General features: G+C 69.1%; 12 protein-coding genes. 4 read left to right on the top strand and 8 right to left on the bottom strand.

Features of this window, described 5'->3' with window-relative positions; all coding sequences use genetic code 11:
* Positions 1–120: 120 nt before the first annotated feature.
* Positions 121–1,470 (top strand): TIGR00341 family protein, encoded by a 1,350-nt coding sequence (locus tag DP107_RS02225; RefSeq protein WP_238330737.1) that lies wholly within the window; start codon positions 121–123, stop codon positions 1,468–1,470.
* A gap of 44 nt (positions 1,471–1,514) precedes the next feature.
* The gene (locus DP107_RS02220) at positions 1,515–2,297 is read left to right on the top strand and encodes an SIMPL domain-containing protein (protein ID WP_144260497.1); all 783 of its coding nucleotides are present in this window, start codon (positions 1,515–1,517) and stop codon (positions 2,295–2,297) included.
* A 196-nt stretch (positions 2,298–2,493) separates the two neighbouring features.
* Here the strand turns inward: DP107_RS02220 and DP107_RS02215 are convergent, their stop codons facing one another.
* The 7 genes from DP107_RS02215 to DP107_RS02185 all read right to left on the bottom strand — a co-directional run bounded on the left by DP107_RS02215 (position 2,494) and on the right by DP107_RS02185 (position 11,204).
* A complete protein-coding gene (locus DP107_RS02215; RefSeq protein WP_144260496.1) occupies positions 2,494–3,108 on the bottom strand; it encodes a DUF7529 family protein in 615 nt (204 codons plus the stop codon).
* Positions 3,109–3,565: 457 nt separating this feature from the next.
* Positions 3,566–3,955, bottom strand: coding sequence for a DUF7555 family protein (locus tag DP107_RS02210; RefSeq protein WP_144260495.1), 390 nt, complete (start codon positions 3,953–3,955; stop codon positions 3,566–3,568).
* A complete protein-coding gene (locus DP107_RS02205) occupies positions 3,945–5,279 on the bottom strand; it encodes an ABC transporter ATP-binding protein (RefSeq protein ID WP_144260494.1) in 1,335 nt (444 codons plus the stop codon). Before DP107_RS02205 ends, DP107_RS02210 begins: the two co-directional genes overlap by 11 nt.
* Positions 5,276–6,406: an ABC transporter ATP-binding protein gene (locus tag DP107_RS02200; protein ID WP_394348514.1), complete on the bottom strand. Its 1,131-nt coding sequence runs from the start codon at positions 6,404–6,406 to the stop codon at positions 5,276–5,278. The genes DP107_RS02205 and DP107_RS02200 overlap by 4 nt, the downstream gene beginning before the upstream one ends.
* Positions 6,406–7,959 carry an ABC transporter permease gene (locus tag DP107_RS02195; protein WP_202877309.1) on the bottom strand — a complete coding sequence of 518 codons (1,554 nt, stop codon included), beginning with the start codon at positions 7,957–7,959 and terminating at the stop codon, positions 6,406–6,408. The genes DP107_RS02200 and DP107_RS02195 overlap by 1 nt, the downstream gene beginning before the upstream one ends.
* 1 nt (position 7,960) lies before the next feature.
* Positions 7,961–9,076 (bottom strand): ABC transporter permease, encoded by a 1,116-nt coding sequence (locus DP107_RS02190; RefSeq protein ID WP_144260493.1) that lies wholly within the window; start codon positions 9,074–9,076, stop codon positions 7,961–7,963.
* A gap of 214 nt (positions 9,077–9,290) precedes the next feature.
* Positions 9,291–11,204, bottom strand: coding sequence for an ABC transporter substrate-binding protein (locus tag DP107_RS02185; RefSeq protein WP_144260786.1), 1,914 nt, complete (start codon positions 11,202–11,204; stop codon positions 9,291–9,293).
* A gap of 312 nt (positions 11,205–11,516) precedes the next feature.
* Between DP107_RS02185 and DP107_RS19745 the strand changes: the two genes are divergently transcribed.
* Positions 11,517–11,675 carry a DUF7556 family protein gene (locus DP107_RS19745; protein ID WP_185977132.1) on the top strand — a complete coding sequence of 53 codons (159 nt, stop codon included), beginning with the start codon at positions 11,517–11,519 and terminating at the stop codon, positions 11,673–11,675.
* A gap of 113 nt (positions 11,676–11,788) precedes the next feature.
* On the opposite strand, the gene ahbB is transcribed toward DP107_RS19745, so the two are convergent.
* Positions 11,789–12,850 (bottom strand): siroheme decarboxylase subunit beta, encoded by a 1,062-nt coding sequence (gene ahbB, locus DP107_RS02180; protein WP_144260492.1) that lies wholly within the window; start codon positions 12,848–12,850, stop codon positions 11,789–11,791.
* Between the two features lie 143 nt (positions 12,851–12,993).
* On the opposite strand from ahbB, the gene DP107_RS02175 reads away from it, so the two are divergent.
* Entirely contained in the window at positions 12,994–13,914 is a 921-nt protein-coding gene (locus DP107_RS02175) for an SDR family NAD(P)-dependent oxidoreductase (protein WP_144260491.1), read from the top strand.

Below are 13,914 nucleotides of genomic sequence, written 5' to 3'. Positions count from 1 at the left end.
CTCCGCGTTCGGTACGCGACCACCATCGGATCGCGAACCGTCCGACGGAACCGCCCGTATCCGGACAGCACCGACCACGGACCACGAGCACTTATCCCGAATCCCGCCACAAGGCCGGCCGTGCGACTGGTCCACGCCTCGCTCCCGCCGGGGACGTACGGCACGGTGGTCGCCGTCCTCGACGAGGAGGGAGTCGACTACACCGTCATGGAGGCGGCCGGCGACCGCTACACCCACCTGGTGACGTTCCCGTTGCCGACGAGCGCCGTCGAACCCGTCCTCGAGCGACTCCGCGACGTGGGCGTCGACGAGGACGCCATCACGGTCGTGACTGAGGCCCAGACTATCGATTCACGCCAGTACGAGGCCCTGGCAGATCGGTTCGCCGAGGAGGCCCCCAGCGAGGACCGCATCGCCCGCGAGGAGCTGAAGAGCACGGCCGACCAGCTCGCCTCCACCCCCTCGACGTACGTCACACTGACGGTCGTCAGCGCGGTGGTCGCGACCGCGGGCCTGCTGCTGGACTCGGCGGCGACGGTCGTCGGGTCGATGGTCATCGCGCCGCTCATCGGCCCCTCGATGGCCGCCGCCGTCGGGACCGTCATCGACGATGCCGACCTGTTCCGGCGCGGCGTGGCCTTCCAGGTGCTCGGCATCGTGCTGTCCGTGCTGGCCGCGGCCGTGTTCGCGACCCTCGTGGAGGCGACCAACCTGATCCAGGTCGCGGACCCGCGCACGATCGACGAGATCGGCGAGCGGCTCTCGCCGGACTTCCTCTCGCTGGCGGTCGCGCTCGGCGCCGGGACCGCCGGCGCCGTCTCGCTCACCACCGGCGTCTCCAGCGCCCTGGTCGGGGTGATGATCGCCGTCGCGCTCATCCCGCCCGCCGCCACCGTCGGCATCGGCATCGCCTTCGGGCTGGAGTCGGTCGCGCTCTCGGCCGGCGTCCTCACCCTGGTCAACCTGCTGTCCATCGAACTCGCGGCGCTCGTGGTGCTCTACTACGCTGGTTACGCGCCGGAGGGGTTCTTCCGGGCGCGGGGGGCCCGCCTCGCGACGGCCAAGCGCGTCGGCGCCCTGGTGGTCGGTATCGCCGTCCTGTCGGTGTTCCTCGGCGGCATCACCTACGACTCCTACCAGCAGGTCCGTACCGAGGACGCCGTCGAGGCCGCCATCGATGGGACGCTTGTCGCCGACTACGAGGCCGCAGAGCGGCTCGACACCTCGCTCGCGTACGAGCAGCGGTTCCTCGTCCTCCAGCGCCCGACCGCGGTGACAGTCACGGTCGGCGTCCCGCCCGGGACGGACACCTCGGGACTGGTGCGGGCGCTCGACGACCGCATCGACGCCGCCGTCGGGCACGACGTGGCCGTCGAGGTCCGCTACGTCACCGTCGAGCGTCGCGGCCGACTCCCCCCGCCGGCCGACGACCCGTCGGCCCACCCGATGCACGGTCAAACGGCCGTTTGACATTCGGGGAGACACTTCCCGTCCTCCCTCTCAGCCCCGGGTGCATGCGACGCACCGCTGCCGCGCTGACCCTGGCGGCGCTCCTCGTAACCGCCGGGTGTAGCGCCCCGCTCGGACTGACCTCCCCCGACGACGGGACGAACCGGAACCCCGACGCCGCGCCGGACGGCGACGCCGACCGGACCATCCGGGTGACTGCGAGCGGCACCGCCGAGGCCGAGCCGGACCGCGCCGTCGTCCGTGTCTCCGTCGTTGCCCGCTCCGACGACGTCGCCACGGTCCGCGACCGGCTCGCGGCGAACGCCTCACAACTCCGCGAGGCGCTCACCGAGGCCGGCATCGACGCGGAACAGGTCGTCACCTCCCGGTACGGCATCCAGCAGAACTACCGGCACGACCCCGAGCGCCGACCCGAGGAGCCACAGTACCGCGGTCAGCACGCCTTCACCGTCACGCTCGAGAACACCTCGCGAGCGGGCGCGACCGTCGTGACGGCCCTGGAGAACGGGGCCACCCGCGTTGGCGGTGTCGAGTACACGCTGACCGAGGAGACGCGGCGTGACCTCCGCAACGAGGCGCTCGACGAGGCCGTCGCCGCCGGCCGCGAGCAGGCCGAGACCGCCGCCAACCGGACGGCCCTCTCGATCACCGGCGTCGCCAGCGTCGAGACCGCCGAGACCAGCGTCCGGCCGTACCGCGTCGAAGGTCCCCGTGCCTTCACCGCCGCGGCCGGCGACGGTGGTGGCGGCACCACCTCGTTCGAGGGCGGGACGGTGACGGTCACGTCACGGGCGCTCGTCACCTACAACGCGACGAGCGGGAACTGACGGGGCCGACGCCGGACGGCGCATCGTCCCTGGGGGCGGTCACCCGGTGGGGCGGCTGCCGGCACGGTTCAGTGACCGCCTGCCGCTCCCGGTCTCGAACGGGTGACGTAACTGACGTATCCGGACTTCTTGGCTCGAAGGGAAAGGTCTTTCCGAGAACGTTCATATCCGAGAACGAACGGGCTCGGTAACTCGACTACTCGGGGTCGGACGGGGCCGCATCGTCCCCCGTCGGGTCGGGCAGCGTGTCGGCCGGCTCGCCGGCGACCTCGTAGGCGTAGAACGCGTCCGGGTCCGGGAAGAACGACTCGGCGTCCTCGTGCTCGATGCTCGCGACGACCGTCCCGTCGCCCCGGCGGATGTGGCTGAACATCCGCCCCGCCTCGGTCGCGGTCCGGACGAGGTCGGGCGCCAGGCGCATCCGGTAGGCCCCCACGATGAGCAGGATGGCCCCGGCCTCGAGGTCGATGCACTCGGTGGCGATGAAGACGTTACCGCCCTGGCCCTGGTTCTGGTAGACGGCCGTCTCGTCGAACGCCGTGCGCTCGTGGAACGCGGCGGCTTCCTCGGCGTCGCTGCTGCCGACGAGATAGCTCAGCCCCCAGTAGTCGCGCTCGCCGGCCTCGGGTGCGACCGGGGCGGTGTCGGCGGCGAAGACGGTCAGCGTCTCGTACCCCTCCTCCTCGCGGGCGTCGGCTATGGCCCGGGCCTCCTCGAGGGTCCGTTTCCACCCCTCGCGGGCCGCGTCGGCGCCGCGGGCGATGCGTTCGAGCTCGTCCGGGTTCGATTCGTCGGCGTTCAGGCGGACCATACGCCGCGTTCGACGGCTGCGCGAATAAATGGTGTGTCACCCGCGACGGGGCATACGTAGGATAGAGGACGAGTTTGCCGGATAGCCCGGGAAACTCCTCGTCGAGAGGAACGGGTCGGAAGCCCCTGGCCGCTCGACGGGTTGCGGCTCGCTGCGCTCCTCGGTCGCTCGCGTCGCCTCACCGGGTCGAGCACCGGTGGACTCCGTCCACCGAGCAATCGGCGCTGCGCGCCGATAACGGCCGGCCAGTTCATTCCCGCCCGAGATCATCTGGCCCACGGGGCGCACACACCGAGCCGGCACGGTGCGGACGCGACCCGGGAACGGCGAACCGGGTGGGACTGAGCGGGCGGGGGGTTTTCAGCAGGTCGCTGTCGGTATCGCTGTCCGAAAACCCACCGAGCAGATCGTTAGGAACGCAGGACCCTCCCGTCGCTCCGAGCCCCCACTACGACCGTCACCCGGGCACGCCGAGCCCCAGCTCCAGCAGCAGCGAGACGCCGAGCACGACGAGGCTGGTGACGAACAGCTTGACGTCCCGGCTCACCCGGTCGTCGAACGGGAGCCGCTCCTCGACCGGGAGGGTGTCGTGGATGCGCTCCTCGAAGTCGGCCTCCCCACCCCCCTCGACCGTCACGCGCTTATCCTCCTTGTAGGAGGGTGTGGGCTGGATGCCGAAGCTCCCGATGCCGAACATGAGGACGCCGACGACGAACAGGGCCTGTTTCACGAGCGCGAGTCCGCCGACCAGCAGCGTCGGGACGCCGACCGCGACGGCGACGACCCCCGAAACGGCAGCGACCCAGGCGGCGAAGTCGATGGCCCAGAGGGCCCGGTCACTCGTCATCGCTGCGTCGCTGGAGCACCGTCTCGGGGGGCTCGTACTCGGGGGCGTGACGGTGGCAGTAGCTCTGCTGCCCGGAGTCGGAGACCCCCTGGAGGACCGGACGCTCCCGGTCACAGATGCCGTTGAACTCGTCGAACAGTGCCTCGCGGGCCGCGTCGGGGTTGCCGGCCTTTACCTGCTCGCGGGCGCTCTCGATGGCGTCGGTCACCGCCTCCGGCGCGTCCAGGCCGCCGAACAGGTCCGCAACGGCCTCGTCGATGTCGTCGTACTTCGAGAAGAGGCCCAGCCGGAGCCGCGCCTGGTCGACCAGTCCCAGCTCCTGCCGGGACCGCTCGCGGACGACCTCGCGGAACCGCTCGATGGCGTCCCACACGTCGTCGCTCAGGTCGTCGTACTCCTCCGGATAGATCTTCGCCGGACACCGGGTCGAGAACTGACAGCCGACCGGCGGGTCCCGCGGGCTCGGCGGCGTGCCGGGCAGGGTGATGCGCTGGCGGTCGGCCGTCGGGTCCGGCCGCGGGATGGCCGATAGCAGCGACTGCGTGTACGGGTTCGCCGGGCTCTCGAACAGCTCCCCCGTCTCGCCCAGCTCCATGATCTTCCCCAGGTACATCACCGCGACCCGGTCGCAGATGTGCCGGATGACCGAGAGGTCGTGGGCGATGAACAGGTAGGTGAGGTCGAACTCCGCCTGCAGGTCCTCCAGCAGGGTGATGATCTTCGCCTGGACGGAGACGTCCAGGGCGCTGACCGGCTCGTCGAGCACGACGAACTCCGGTTCGAGCGCGAGCGCGCGGGCGATGCCGATGCGCTGTCGCTGGCCGCCGCTGAACTGGTGGGGGTAGCGGTAGTAGTGCTCCTCCTGGAGCCCGACCTCCGACAGCAGCTCCAGTGCCCGCTCGCGACGGTCCTGTTTCGTCTTCCAGCCGTGGGCGCTGAGCGGCTCCATGATGATCTCGCCGATCGTCATCCGGTCGTTGAGGCTGGACTCGGGGTCCTGGAACACCATCTGGGCGTTCCGGCGCCACTGCTTCAGTTCGTCACCCGAGAGGGTCGTGACGTCGCGCCCGTCGAACAGCACCCGGCCCTCGGTGGCGCGCTCGAGCTGGACCAGGGTCCGACCGAGCGTGCTCTTGCCGGAGCCGGACTCCCCGACCAGCCCGAAGGTCTCGCCGCGGCGGATCTCGAAGCTCACGTCGTCGACCGCCTTCACCGGCGGGTCGGCGAACATCCCCTCGCCGCCGTAGTACTTCTTCAGGTTCTCGACACTGACCAGCGTCTCCCGGCCGCCCTCTGTCTGGGTTCGTTCGGTGACCTTGCTCATGGCTCCCCCCCGCTCTCGGCGCGGCCGCGTCGTCGCTCGCCGGCGGCTGCGCGGTGGTGTTCGGCCCGCTCCGCTTCGGTCTCGCCCTCGGGATACAGCAGGCAGGACGCGGTGTGCTCGTCCCCGTCCTCGACGGTCACCGGCTGTGGCGGAATCCGCTCGCAGGCGTCGAACGCCACCGGACACCGCGGCGCGAACCGGCAGTGCTCGGCCGGGGCGTTCGGCGTCGGCACGTCGCCCTCGATGGTCCGGAGCTGCTCGCCCTGCTCCGTCCGGCCGGGAATCGCCTCCAGCAACCCCCGCGTGTACGGGTGTTTCGGGTCCGCGAACAGCTCCTCGACGGGTGCCTGCTCGACGATCTCGCCCGCGTACATCACGTTGACGCGGTCGGCGATCTCGGCGATGACGCCCATGTCGTGGGTGATGAAGATGATCGAGAGGCCGTGCTCGGCCTGGAGGTCGCGCAGCAGTTCGAGGATCTGCGCCTGGATGGTCACGTCGAGTGCCGTCGTCGGCTCGTCGCAGATCAGGAACTCCGGGTCGCAGGCCAGCATCATCGCGATGACCGCCCGCTGGCGCATCCCGCCGGAGAACTCGTGGGGGTACTCGTCGAGCCGGCGAGCCGCGTCCGGGATGGCGACCGCCTCCAGCAGGTCGATAGCCTCCTGGCGGGCCGGTTCGCCGCTCATCCCCCGGTTCACCTCGAGGGCCTCCATGATCTGGTTGCCGACGGTGTAGACGGGGTTGAGCGACTGCTGGGGGTCCTGTGACACCATCCCGATGCCGCTGCCCCGGATCGCCTGGTACTCCTCCGCGGAGAACTCGGTCAGCTCCTGCCCATCGAACCTGATGGAGGAGCCCTCGAGCATCTTCCCGGGGGATTCGATCAGCCCCATGATGGAGCGGGCGGTGACGGACTTGCCCGAGCCGGACTCCCCGACGATACCGACCGTCTCACCGCGTTTGACGTCGAAGTCGATCCCGTCGACGGCGTAGATGGTCTCCTTGTCGGTGTAGAAGACGGTCTGAAGGTTCGACACCGACAGCAGCGGCTCCTCGCCGTTGGCCGCCATGTCGCCGTCGGCGCTCGGGTCCGCATCGGCGTCTGGCGGTGATTGTGAGGCCATCAGCCACCACCCCCGGCGGCGGTGGTCTCGCCGCCCTCACCCGTGTCGCTCTCGGGGTCGATCGCGTCCCTGATGCCGTCACCGAACGCGTTCATCCCGGTCACCAGCAGCACGATCATCGCCCCGGGGATGAACGAGATGTGCCAGGACGGCCCGGACACGAGCCCCTGTCCCAGCGACACCGCGCGGCCCCACGCCGGGGTCGGCGGGCTGATTCCGAGCCCGTTGCCCAGGAACGACAGCGCGGAGAGGCTGATGATGATGCCGCCGGCGGACATGGAGGCGTAGATGAGCAGGTAGCCCATGATGTAGGGGAACATATGCTTGCGCATGATGATCGAGGGCTGCTGGCCGAAGCTCTTGGCGGCGTCGACCCAGGCCTCCTGCGCGACCTGGAGCGCGGGTCCACGCACCGCCCGCCAGAGGAACGGCCAGATCGTCAACCCGAACACCACCGCCAACAGGAATCCGCCGTCCAAGATGTTCCCCAGCCAGGTGTTGGCGAACACCGCGCTCACCATGATTAGCAACAGTAACCGTGGCACCGAGACGATGCCGTCGGCCAGCGTCAGGACGCCCAGGTCGATACTCCCCCTGTAGAACGCCGAGACCATCGCCAGTCCGCCGGCCAGGAGCGTCCCCAGCCCGATGGCGATGCCGGTGACGATGAGCGAGATACGGGCGCCACCCATCATGAAGGTGAACAGGTCGCGGCCGTTCGTCAGGGTGCCGAACGGGTGGAACCGTCCGTAGTCGTCGTACGTCATCGGCCCGACGTTGCTGTCCTGTGAGCCGATGGACTTCGCGTTGAAGTTCGCCTCGCCGGCGAAGACGGTCTCGACCGACCCGCTCTCGGCGTTGTAGTACTCGATGCGGCTGTCCTCGGTGTAGGGCGAGAGGATGTTCTGCTCGACGGTCGTCGGCCCCATCGCCGGGCCGAACAGTCCCATCGTCAGGAACAGGACGAGGATGACGATACCGAACTGTCCCCAGCGGTGGGTCCGGAGCTTGTCGACCACGTCGTCGGTAGGCGACCACTCCATCTGCCGGTAATGCTCCCGGAAGACGAGCCAGCCCCGGAACAGCCAGTAGCTGAGGACGAGGGCGTACGCGAGCACGAGTACCAGCCGGAGGGCCCAGGCGTACGCCGGTTCCAGCCCGAGGAACGGTCCCTCCCAGGCGCCCGTCCCGCCGGGCTGGTAACCCTGGTTGGGGATGACGTCGCGACTGAGCAGCGTCGGGATGCCCTCGGTGTCGGCCCGGAGCCCGGAGAGGGTCGATGCCGCCGACTGCTGGAACCCGAGGATGCCGGCAGCCAGCGACGACGACACCAGCCCGACCGTCACCTCGGCCAGCCCGGTCACGGCGATCAGGAGCGCCTCGACGACGTTGAGGAACCCGCCCAGCAGCGCCCCCAGTTCGAGGAGTACGAGCACCCCCATCACCGCGACCCATCTGGCGGCCGGCCACGGGTTGTCGGCGATGCGGGAGAGAACCGTCGAGTCGTCCCGCCGTAGCGGTTCCGCGTTCTGTGTGTTCGTGCTGCTTGCCATGTTAGCCAGTGTCCTCCAGCGTTACTCGTGGGTCGATCACCGTGTACAGGAGGTCCTGCGTGATGTTGACGAAGACGTTGATGAGGACGAAGATGAACACCAGCGCCATCACGACAGGGATATCGGGAACGATGATGGCCCGGAAGAACAGGTTCCCGAGGCCGTTGATCGAGAAGACCTTCTCGACCAGAACCGAGCCGCCGATCAGCAGGTAGAACTCGCCCATGATGACCGGAAGCAGCGGGATGGCGGCGTTCCGCCCCACGTGCTTGACGATGATGCGTCGGGGCGAGAGCCCTTTGGCCTTCGCGGTTTCGACGTACTTCGAGTTGATGCTCTCCAGGACCGCGGTCCGACCGATCCGGATCTCGTTGCCCATCGACGCCGACCCGAGAACCAGCGCCGCCGGCAGGATCCATTTGAACGCGATGAGCAGGTTGAACCCGTTCGGAACGGGGATGAACAGCATCTCCAGCACTGGGACCCCGGTGAACAGGTCGATGGTGGAGAACAGGTTCGACACCTCGCTCGGGGTCGTGACCACGTCGGTCCGCCAGGCGCAGGGGTTCTCGTTCGGACCGCAGGGGAAATGCCGGTACCACGACATGAGGCCGCCGGCGGTCAGGCTGCCGGCCAGGATGACGGCCAGCCAGAAGTTCGGCATCGCCCGCCAGACGATACCGCCGCCCGAGGCGACGTAGTCGCTCAGGCTGTTCGCGCGCAACCCCGCGAAGAACCCGGTCGGGATGCCGACCACCAGCGCCACCATCACCGACCAGAAGCCGAGCCACAGCGTCGCCGGCATCCGGCTGACGATGATCGAGGCCACCGAGACGTTCCGCTGGACCGCCCAGGAGTTGCCGAAGTCGAACAGCAGCAGGTCCGACATGACGCCGTAGTACTGCTGCCACAGTGGGACCGGCGAGCCGTCGGGGTTGATATAGCCCAGTGCGACGCGGAGGCGCCGGACGTCCGAGGGCGCGGCGTCCTGTCCGAGGATGGCGTTCGCCGGGTCGAGCGGCCCCCGGTAGAGGATGAGGAACGTCACCGTCAGACCGAACAGGATGACGGGCAGCGCCAGCGCGATCCGCTTCAGGAGGTAGATCGAGCGGTTCACGGCCGCTCACCCGCCGGTCGGCGGTCGAAACGCCGGACTGCCCGATCGCCGGCGACGGCCGGCCGGGCGGGGGAGGGTCGACCGCCGGCTGAACGTGGACGGGCGTGACGTCGTTCGTATGCAAGCATCGTAACGAAACATATTCGTCGGTCGGAGGCGCGCGCACTTCAAATCCGCGGGACGGACGGGAAGGCGGTTATCGGCCGGGGGTCGGTTACTCCCCGCTGGGCGCCTCGGTGTAGGTGACGGTCCGCTCCTCGCGGTCGATGTTCAGAACCGAGAGCGGGAAGTAGGTGTTCGTCGAGTTCGAGGACTCGACCAGTCGCCGGATGGAGTAGACGGCGTCGTCGGCGGTGACCTCGCCGTAGTCTCCCTGGAACTGGACGCCCTCCTTGAGTTTGAACTCGTACTGCGTCAGCTCATCGTTGGCCTCGAAGTCCTCGACGAGCAGGGGCTCGGCCTCGGGTGCCGCGTTCGGGTAGTTGAACGGCGCGTCGAACATGTCCATGATCTTCCCGCCGCTGGCGGTGTTGCCCGACGCGATGGGGTCCAGCGAGTTGAACGTCGCCGAGATGCCGTTGACCGTGCCGCCCTTGACGCCGCTGGCGGCGTTGACCATCTTCGACCGCGAGGCGCCCATAGCGCCCGGCGCGTCGTAGTCGACCGTGTCGTACCAGAACAGGTCGTCGGTACGGTGATAGATCGGAATCATGGCGGCCGATGCCCACAGCCCCTCCTCCAGTTTCACCGCGGCGTCGGCGCGGGTCTGCTTGGCCTCCTCGGAGGTGCCGGGGTTGTTCTGGATGCGGTCGAACTGGTCGACCATGAACTGGCGGACGTTCTCGTCGGCCATGGCGTCCTCCGACCAGAACAGCCGCGCGCCGTTGGGCTGCGTGCCCTCCGCGTCGTACACCGTGTTCGGCGGGTCGACCAGCTGGAGGAAGTTCTGGGGCGCCGGGTAGTCGGCGATCCAGCCCAGCGTGAGCGCCTCGTGCTGGCCCTTCTCGGACTGGGAGAGCAGCGGCCCGAACGCGGCCGAGCTGATGTTCATGTCGATGAAGGCGGCCTCCAGCCGCGAGCGGATGGTGTTGGCCATCTGCTTCCAGGTGCCGCTCTCGTACTGGAGCCAGTTCAGCTCGAACCGGTTGTCCGGCCCGTAGCCGGCCTCGCGCATCACCTGCTTGGCGGCCGCGACGTCGTTCTGGTTGGGGCTGTACGGGTAGCCGCTCAGGCCGTCGAAGCCGCTGCCGCCGGTGTCGCCGCCGTCGTAGCCCTGCCAGTGCTCCTGGTACGCACTGGCGCCGCCCGGGAAGATCTGGGTGGGGGTCAGGTTGTAGGCGCCCGCACCGCGGGATTTGAAGACGCTCTCCACGAACGACTCGCGGTTGACGACGTAGGCCATCGCCTGGCGGACCGCCTTCGGCACCTTCTCCATGTTGAACCCGACGTAGAAGGTGTTGATCGTCGGCGTCCGCGCCATGTTGACCGTCTTGTCGTTCTGCAACGGCCCGTAGCTCCCGGTCCGCTGGCCGGCCCCGCTGGGGAGGTCGACCTTGTTCGGTTCGTACTTCTCCGTCGGGATGCCGGCGACGTCGGCGTTCTCGTTGAGGAAGTAGTTGAACCGGGCCGTCGGGGACGTGATGATGGCGTCCTGCAGGTCGAAGTCGGCCGCCTCGCCGTGGTAGTCCTCGAAGGCGGTCGCGGCGAACTCGCCGCCGTCCCCGGATTCCCAGGTTTCGAACCGGAACGGACCGGCGCCGACGGGGTTGCTGGTCGAGAACTCCTCGTAGCTCATGTCGCCGTCGTACCCCTGGATGTCGCCGACCACTCCTTCGGGGACGATGGAGAACGCCGAATACGCCAGGACCGGCACCGCGAAGGAGAACGGCTCGCGCAGGGTGATCCGGAAGGAGTACTCGCCGGTCTTCTCGACCGCGGTGGAGCCGGGGACGATCTCCGTCCGCTCCTTCACGACGGGGGTCTGCTCACCGGTTCCGGTACCGGTCTCGGTACTGGCATCGGTCGGTTCACTGCTACCGTCGCCGGAACAGCCGGCGATACCCGCCGTCAGGGCGGCGGCACCAGTTGCTTTCAGAAACGTTCGACGTGACTTATCGTTCTCGGTCATGGATGTTGGTTGTCGTTGGGGCGGCGTGTATCGTAGTGTGTCGACAGGTCGTGCCGGACGTCGGCGCGTGACCGCGCCGCGGTCGGACGCCGGTACGCTCTGTCCGCGTGCCGTATGCGATAACTCCGCGCGGCGCCTCTAGTATCCACCGCAAGATGAAACGGCCGTTTCACCAACCGTGGGAACCTGACCCACGCGTTCCGGAGGATCGGCCGTCCGTCCGCCACACGACGGAACTGCCGGGTCCGGACCGCCCGATAGCGGCGGTCTTATCCGGCATATTTATATACGGTTGTCATCTACTGTCACAGTATGGCACCCGACACTGCGCGGGCGTCCGCACTAGCTCCGGACTGCGAGGTCATGTCCTCGGTCGACGAGGATCGGTTCGTAATCGCGGCCATCTGTCGCGACGGGGCATGGCTCTCGATGCGGGCGGAGGAGGCCCTCGACCTCGACGGTTGGCGGTAGGCACGGCCCCGTCGACCTCCGGCCGGTTTCTCTCGCGACGACACCCGACCGGAGCGGTTCCTCGCGACTGCCCCGGATAGCCCCGTCGCCGTCCCGCCCGGTCCGCTCCCGGCTCAGTCGCCGGAGACGATGTCGTCGTAGCGCGCGCCGGTCTGCTTCAGCGTCTCGGTGGAGTAGAGCCGCTCGTGCTCGAACGGAAGGTGGTCGACAGCGAGCTCGTCGACCTTCGCGTCGACCGCCGCGGCCTCGCGCCCGTGGACCATCGTGAACAGGTTGTAGCCCCAGTCCTGGTCCGGCCGCCGGGGCCGGTGGTAGCACAGCGTCACGTACGGCAGCGAGCCGACGGCCTCCCCGCGGGCGTCGAGTTCGTCGTCGGGGACGTCCCAGACGACCATGCAGTTGGCGTCGAACCCCGTGACGATGTGGTTGACCACGCAGCCGACGCGCTTGATGCAGCCCTCGCCGAGGAGCCGTTCGACGGCCGCCAGGACCGAGTCGACGGGGGCGTCGATGGCCGCCGCGATATCGCGGTACGGGGTCCGTGTCAGGGGGAACCCGTCCTGGATCTCCAGCAGGAGGCGGCGCTCGACGTCCGTCAGGTCGGCCGTCGCCTCCTCGGAGATACGGGTGGCGTCGACCGCCGTCTCCTGCAGTGATTCGCGCGCAAAGCGGTCCTCGTTGACGACCGGGAACTCCAGGTCGATGTAGAAATCCGTCAGCATCGGCAGGACGAGCACCTCGCAGCCGGTCTCGGCCTCGATCTCCGCGATGATGCGGTCGCGGGTCTCCCGGCTGCCCGCGGTGACGACGAACCACATGTTCCACTCGTGGCTACGCCGGTAGTTGTGGTTGACCTGCCGGTAGCCGTTGATCATCCCGGCGACCTCGTCGAAGCGGTCCTCGGGGGCGCTGACGGCCGCGAGCGTCGACGACCCGACGACCGGCGGGTTGAGCACGGCGCCGAACCGCCGGAAGATACCGCGGTCGTAGAGCGCCCGGACCCGTTCCAGCGTCTCCGCCTCGGGCACGCCGAGGTCCGCGGCGACGGACTGGAACGGCTCCTCGGCGACGGGGAAGCCGGACTGGTAGCCGTCGATGAGCGCCGCGTCCACGGCGTCCAGCCCGGCCCGCCAGTCCGGCTCGCCCTCGCCCTCACCGGTCCCCAGGGAACTCATTGCACGTCTGTTGGGGCCCGGGTGACTTCCCTCCGTCGGTCGCGGGTGGCGCGACCGGCCACCGTGGGGTTCGAACCGTGTCCGTGGGGGGTGGAACGAACACGGAACAGTCAAACCGTTCCACGCGTTCGCGGAGAACACGCATGCCGACGGCACTCATCACCGGGGCGACGAGTGGGATCGGACGGGACGGCGCGGTCCGGCTCGGCGAGCAGGGCTGGCACGTGCTCGTCCACGGCCGGGACGAGGCGGCCGGCGCCGAGACCGTCGCACGGGTGGAGGACGCCGGCGGGACGGCGGCGTTCCACGGCGCCGATTTCGCCGACCTCGACGCGGTCCGGGCGTTCGCCGACACGGTCCGCGAGGCGGTCGACGGGCTGGACGCGCTCTGCAACAACGCCGGACTCGCGATCAACGACTACCGCGAGAGCGAGCAGGGGTTCGAGCTGCATTTCGCGGTCAACCACCTCGCGGGCTACCTCCTCACGCACGAGCTCGTCGACCTGCTGGCCGATGACGGCCGCGTCGTCACCACGACGTCGGTCGCCCACCGGAACGGCGACCTGGACTTCGAGGAGATCCGTGGGAACGGCCGCACCGGCGTTCCCGGCATCACAGGCGCCAAGCAGCTGGCCCCGCTCCGCCGGCTCGGCCAGGCCACCGGCGTCACCGAGCGGACCGGGCTCGGCGGCTTCGCCCTCTACTCCAACTCCAAGCTCTGCAACGTCCTGTTCACGACGGAGCTGGCCCGCCGGGTCCGGGACGACCAGCGCGTCAACTGCTTCCACCCCGGGATCATCCCCGGCAGCGGCGTCGGCCGCGACCTCGCCTTCCCGGGCTCGCTCGTCTGGGAGAGCCTGGACCTCGTCCCCGGCGTGAGCGACAGCGTGGCGGACGGGGGCGCCGCGCTCGCCACGCTCGCGGGCGATGTCGACGCCAACGGGCGCTACTTCAACAAGGAGCGACCGGCGCGGGCCTCGCCGAGCGCCCGCGACGAGGACACCGCGACCCGGCTCTGGGCGCTGTCGGCCGACCTCGTCGGCGTGGACGCGAACTGGCCCTGA

Origin of the sequence: Haloglomus irregulare (genome assembly GCF_007421925.1) — an archaeon.
In the GTDB taxonomy this organism is placed as follows: domain Archaea; phylum Halobacteriota; class Halobacteria; order Halobacteriales; family Haloarculaceae; genus Haloglomus; species Haloglomus irregulare.
This window is presented reverse-complemented; position numbering and strand designations above follow the sequence as displayed.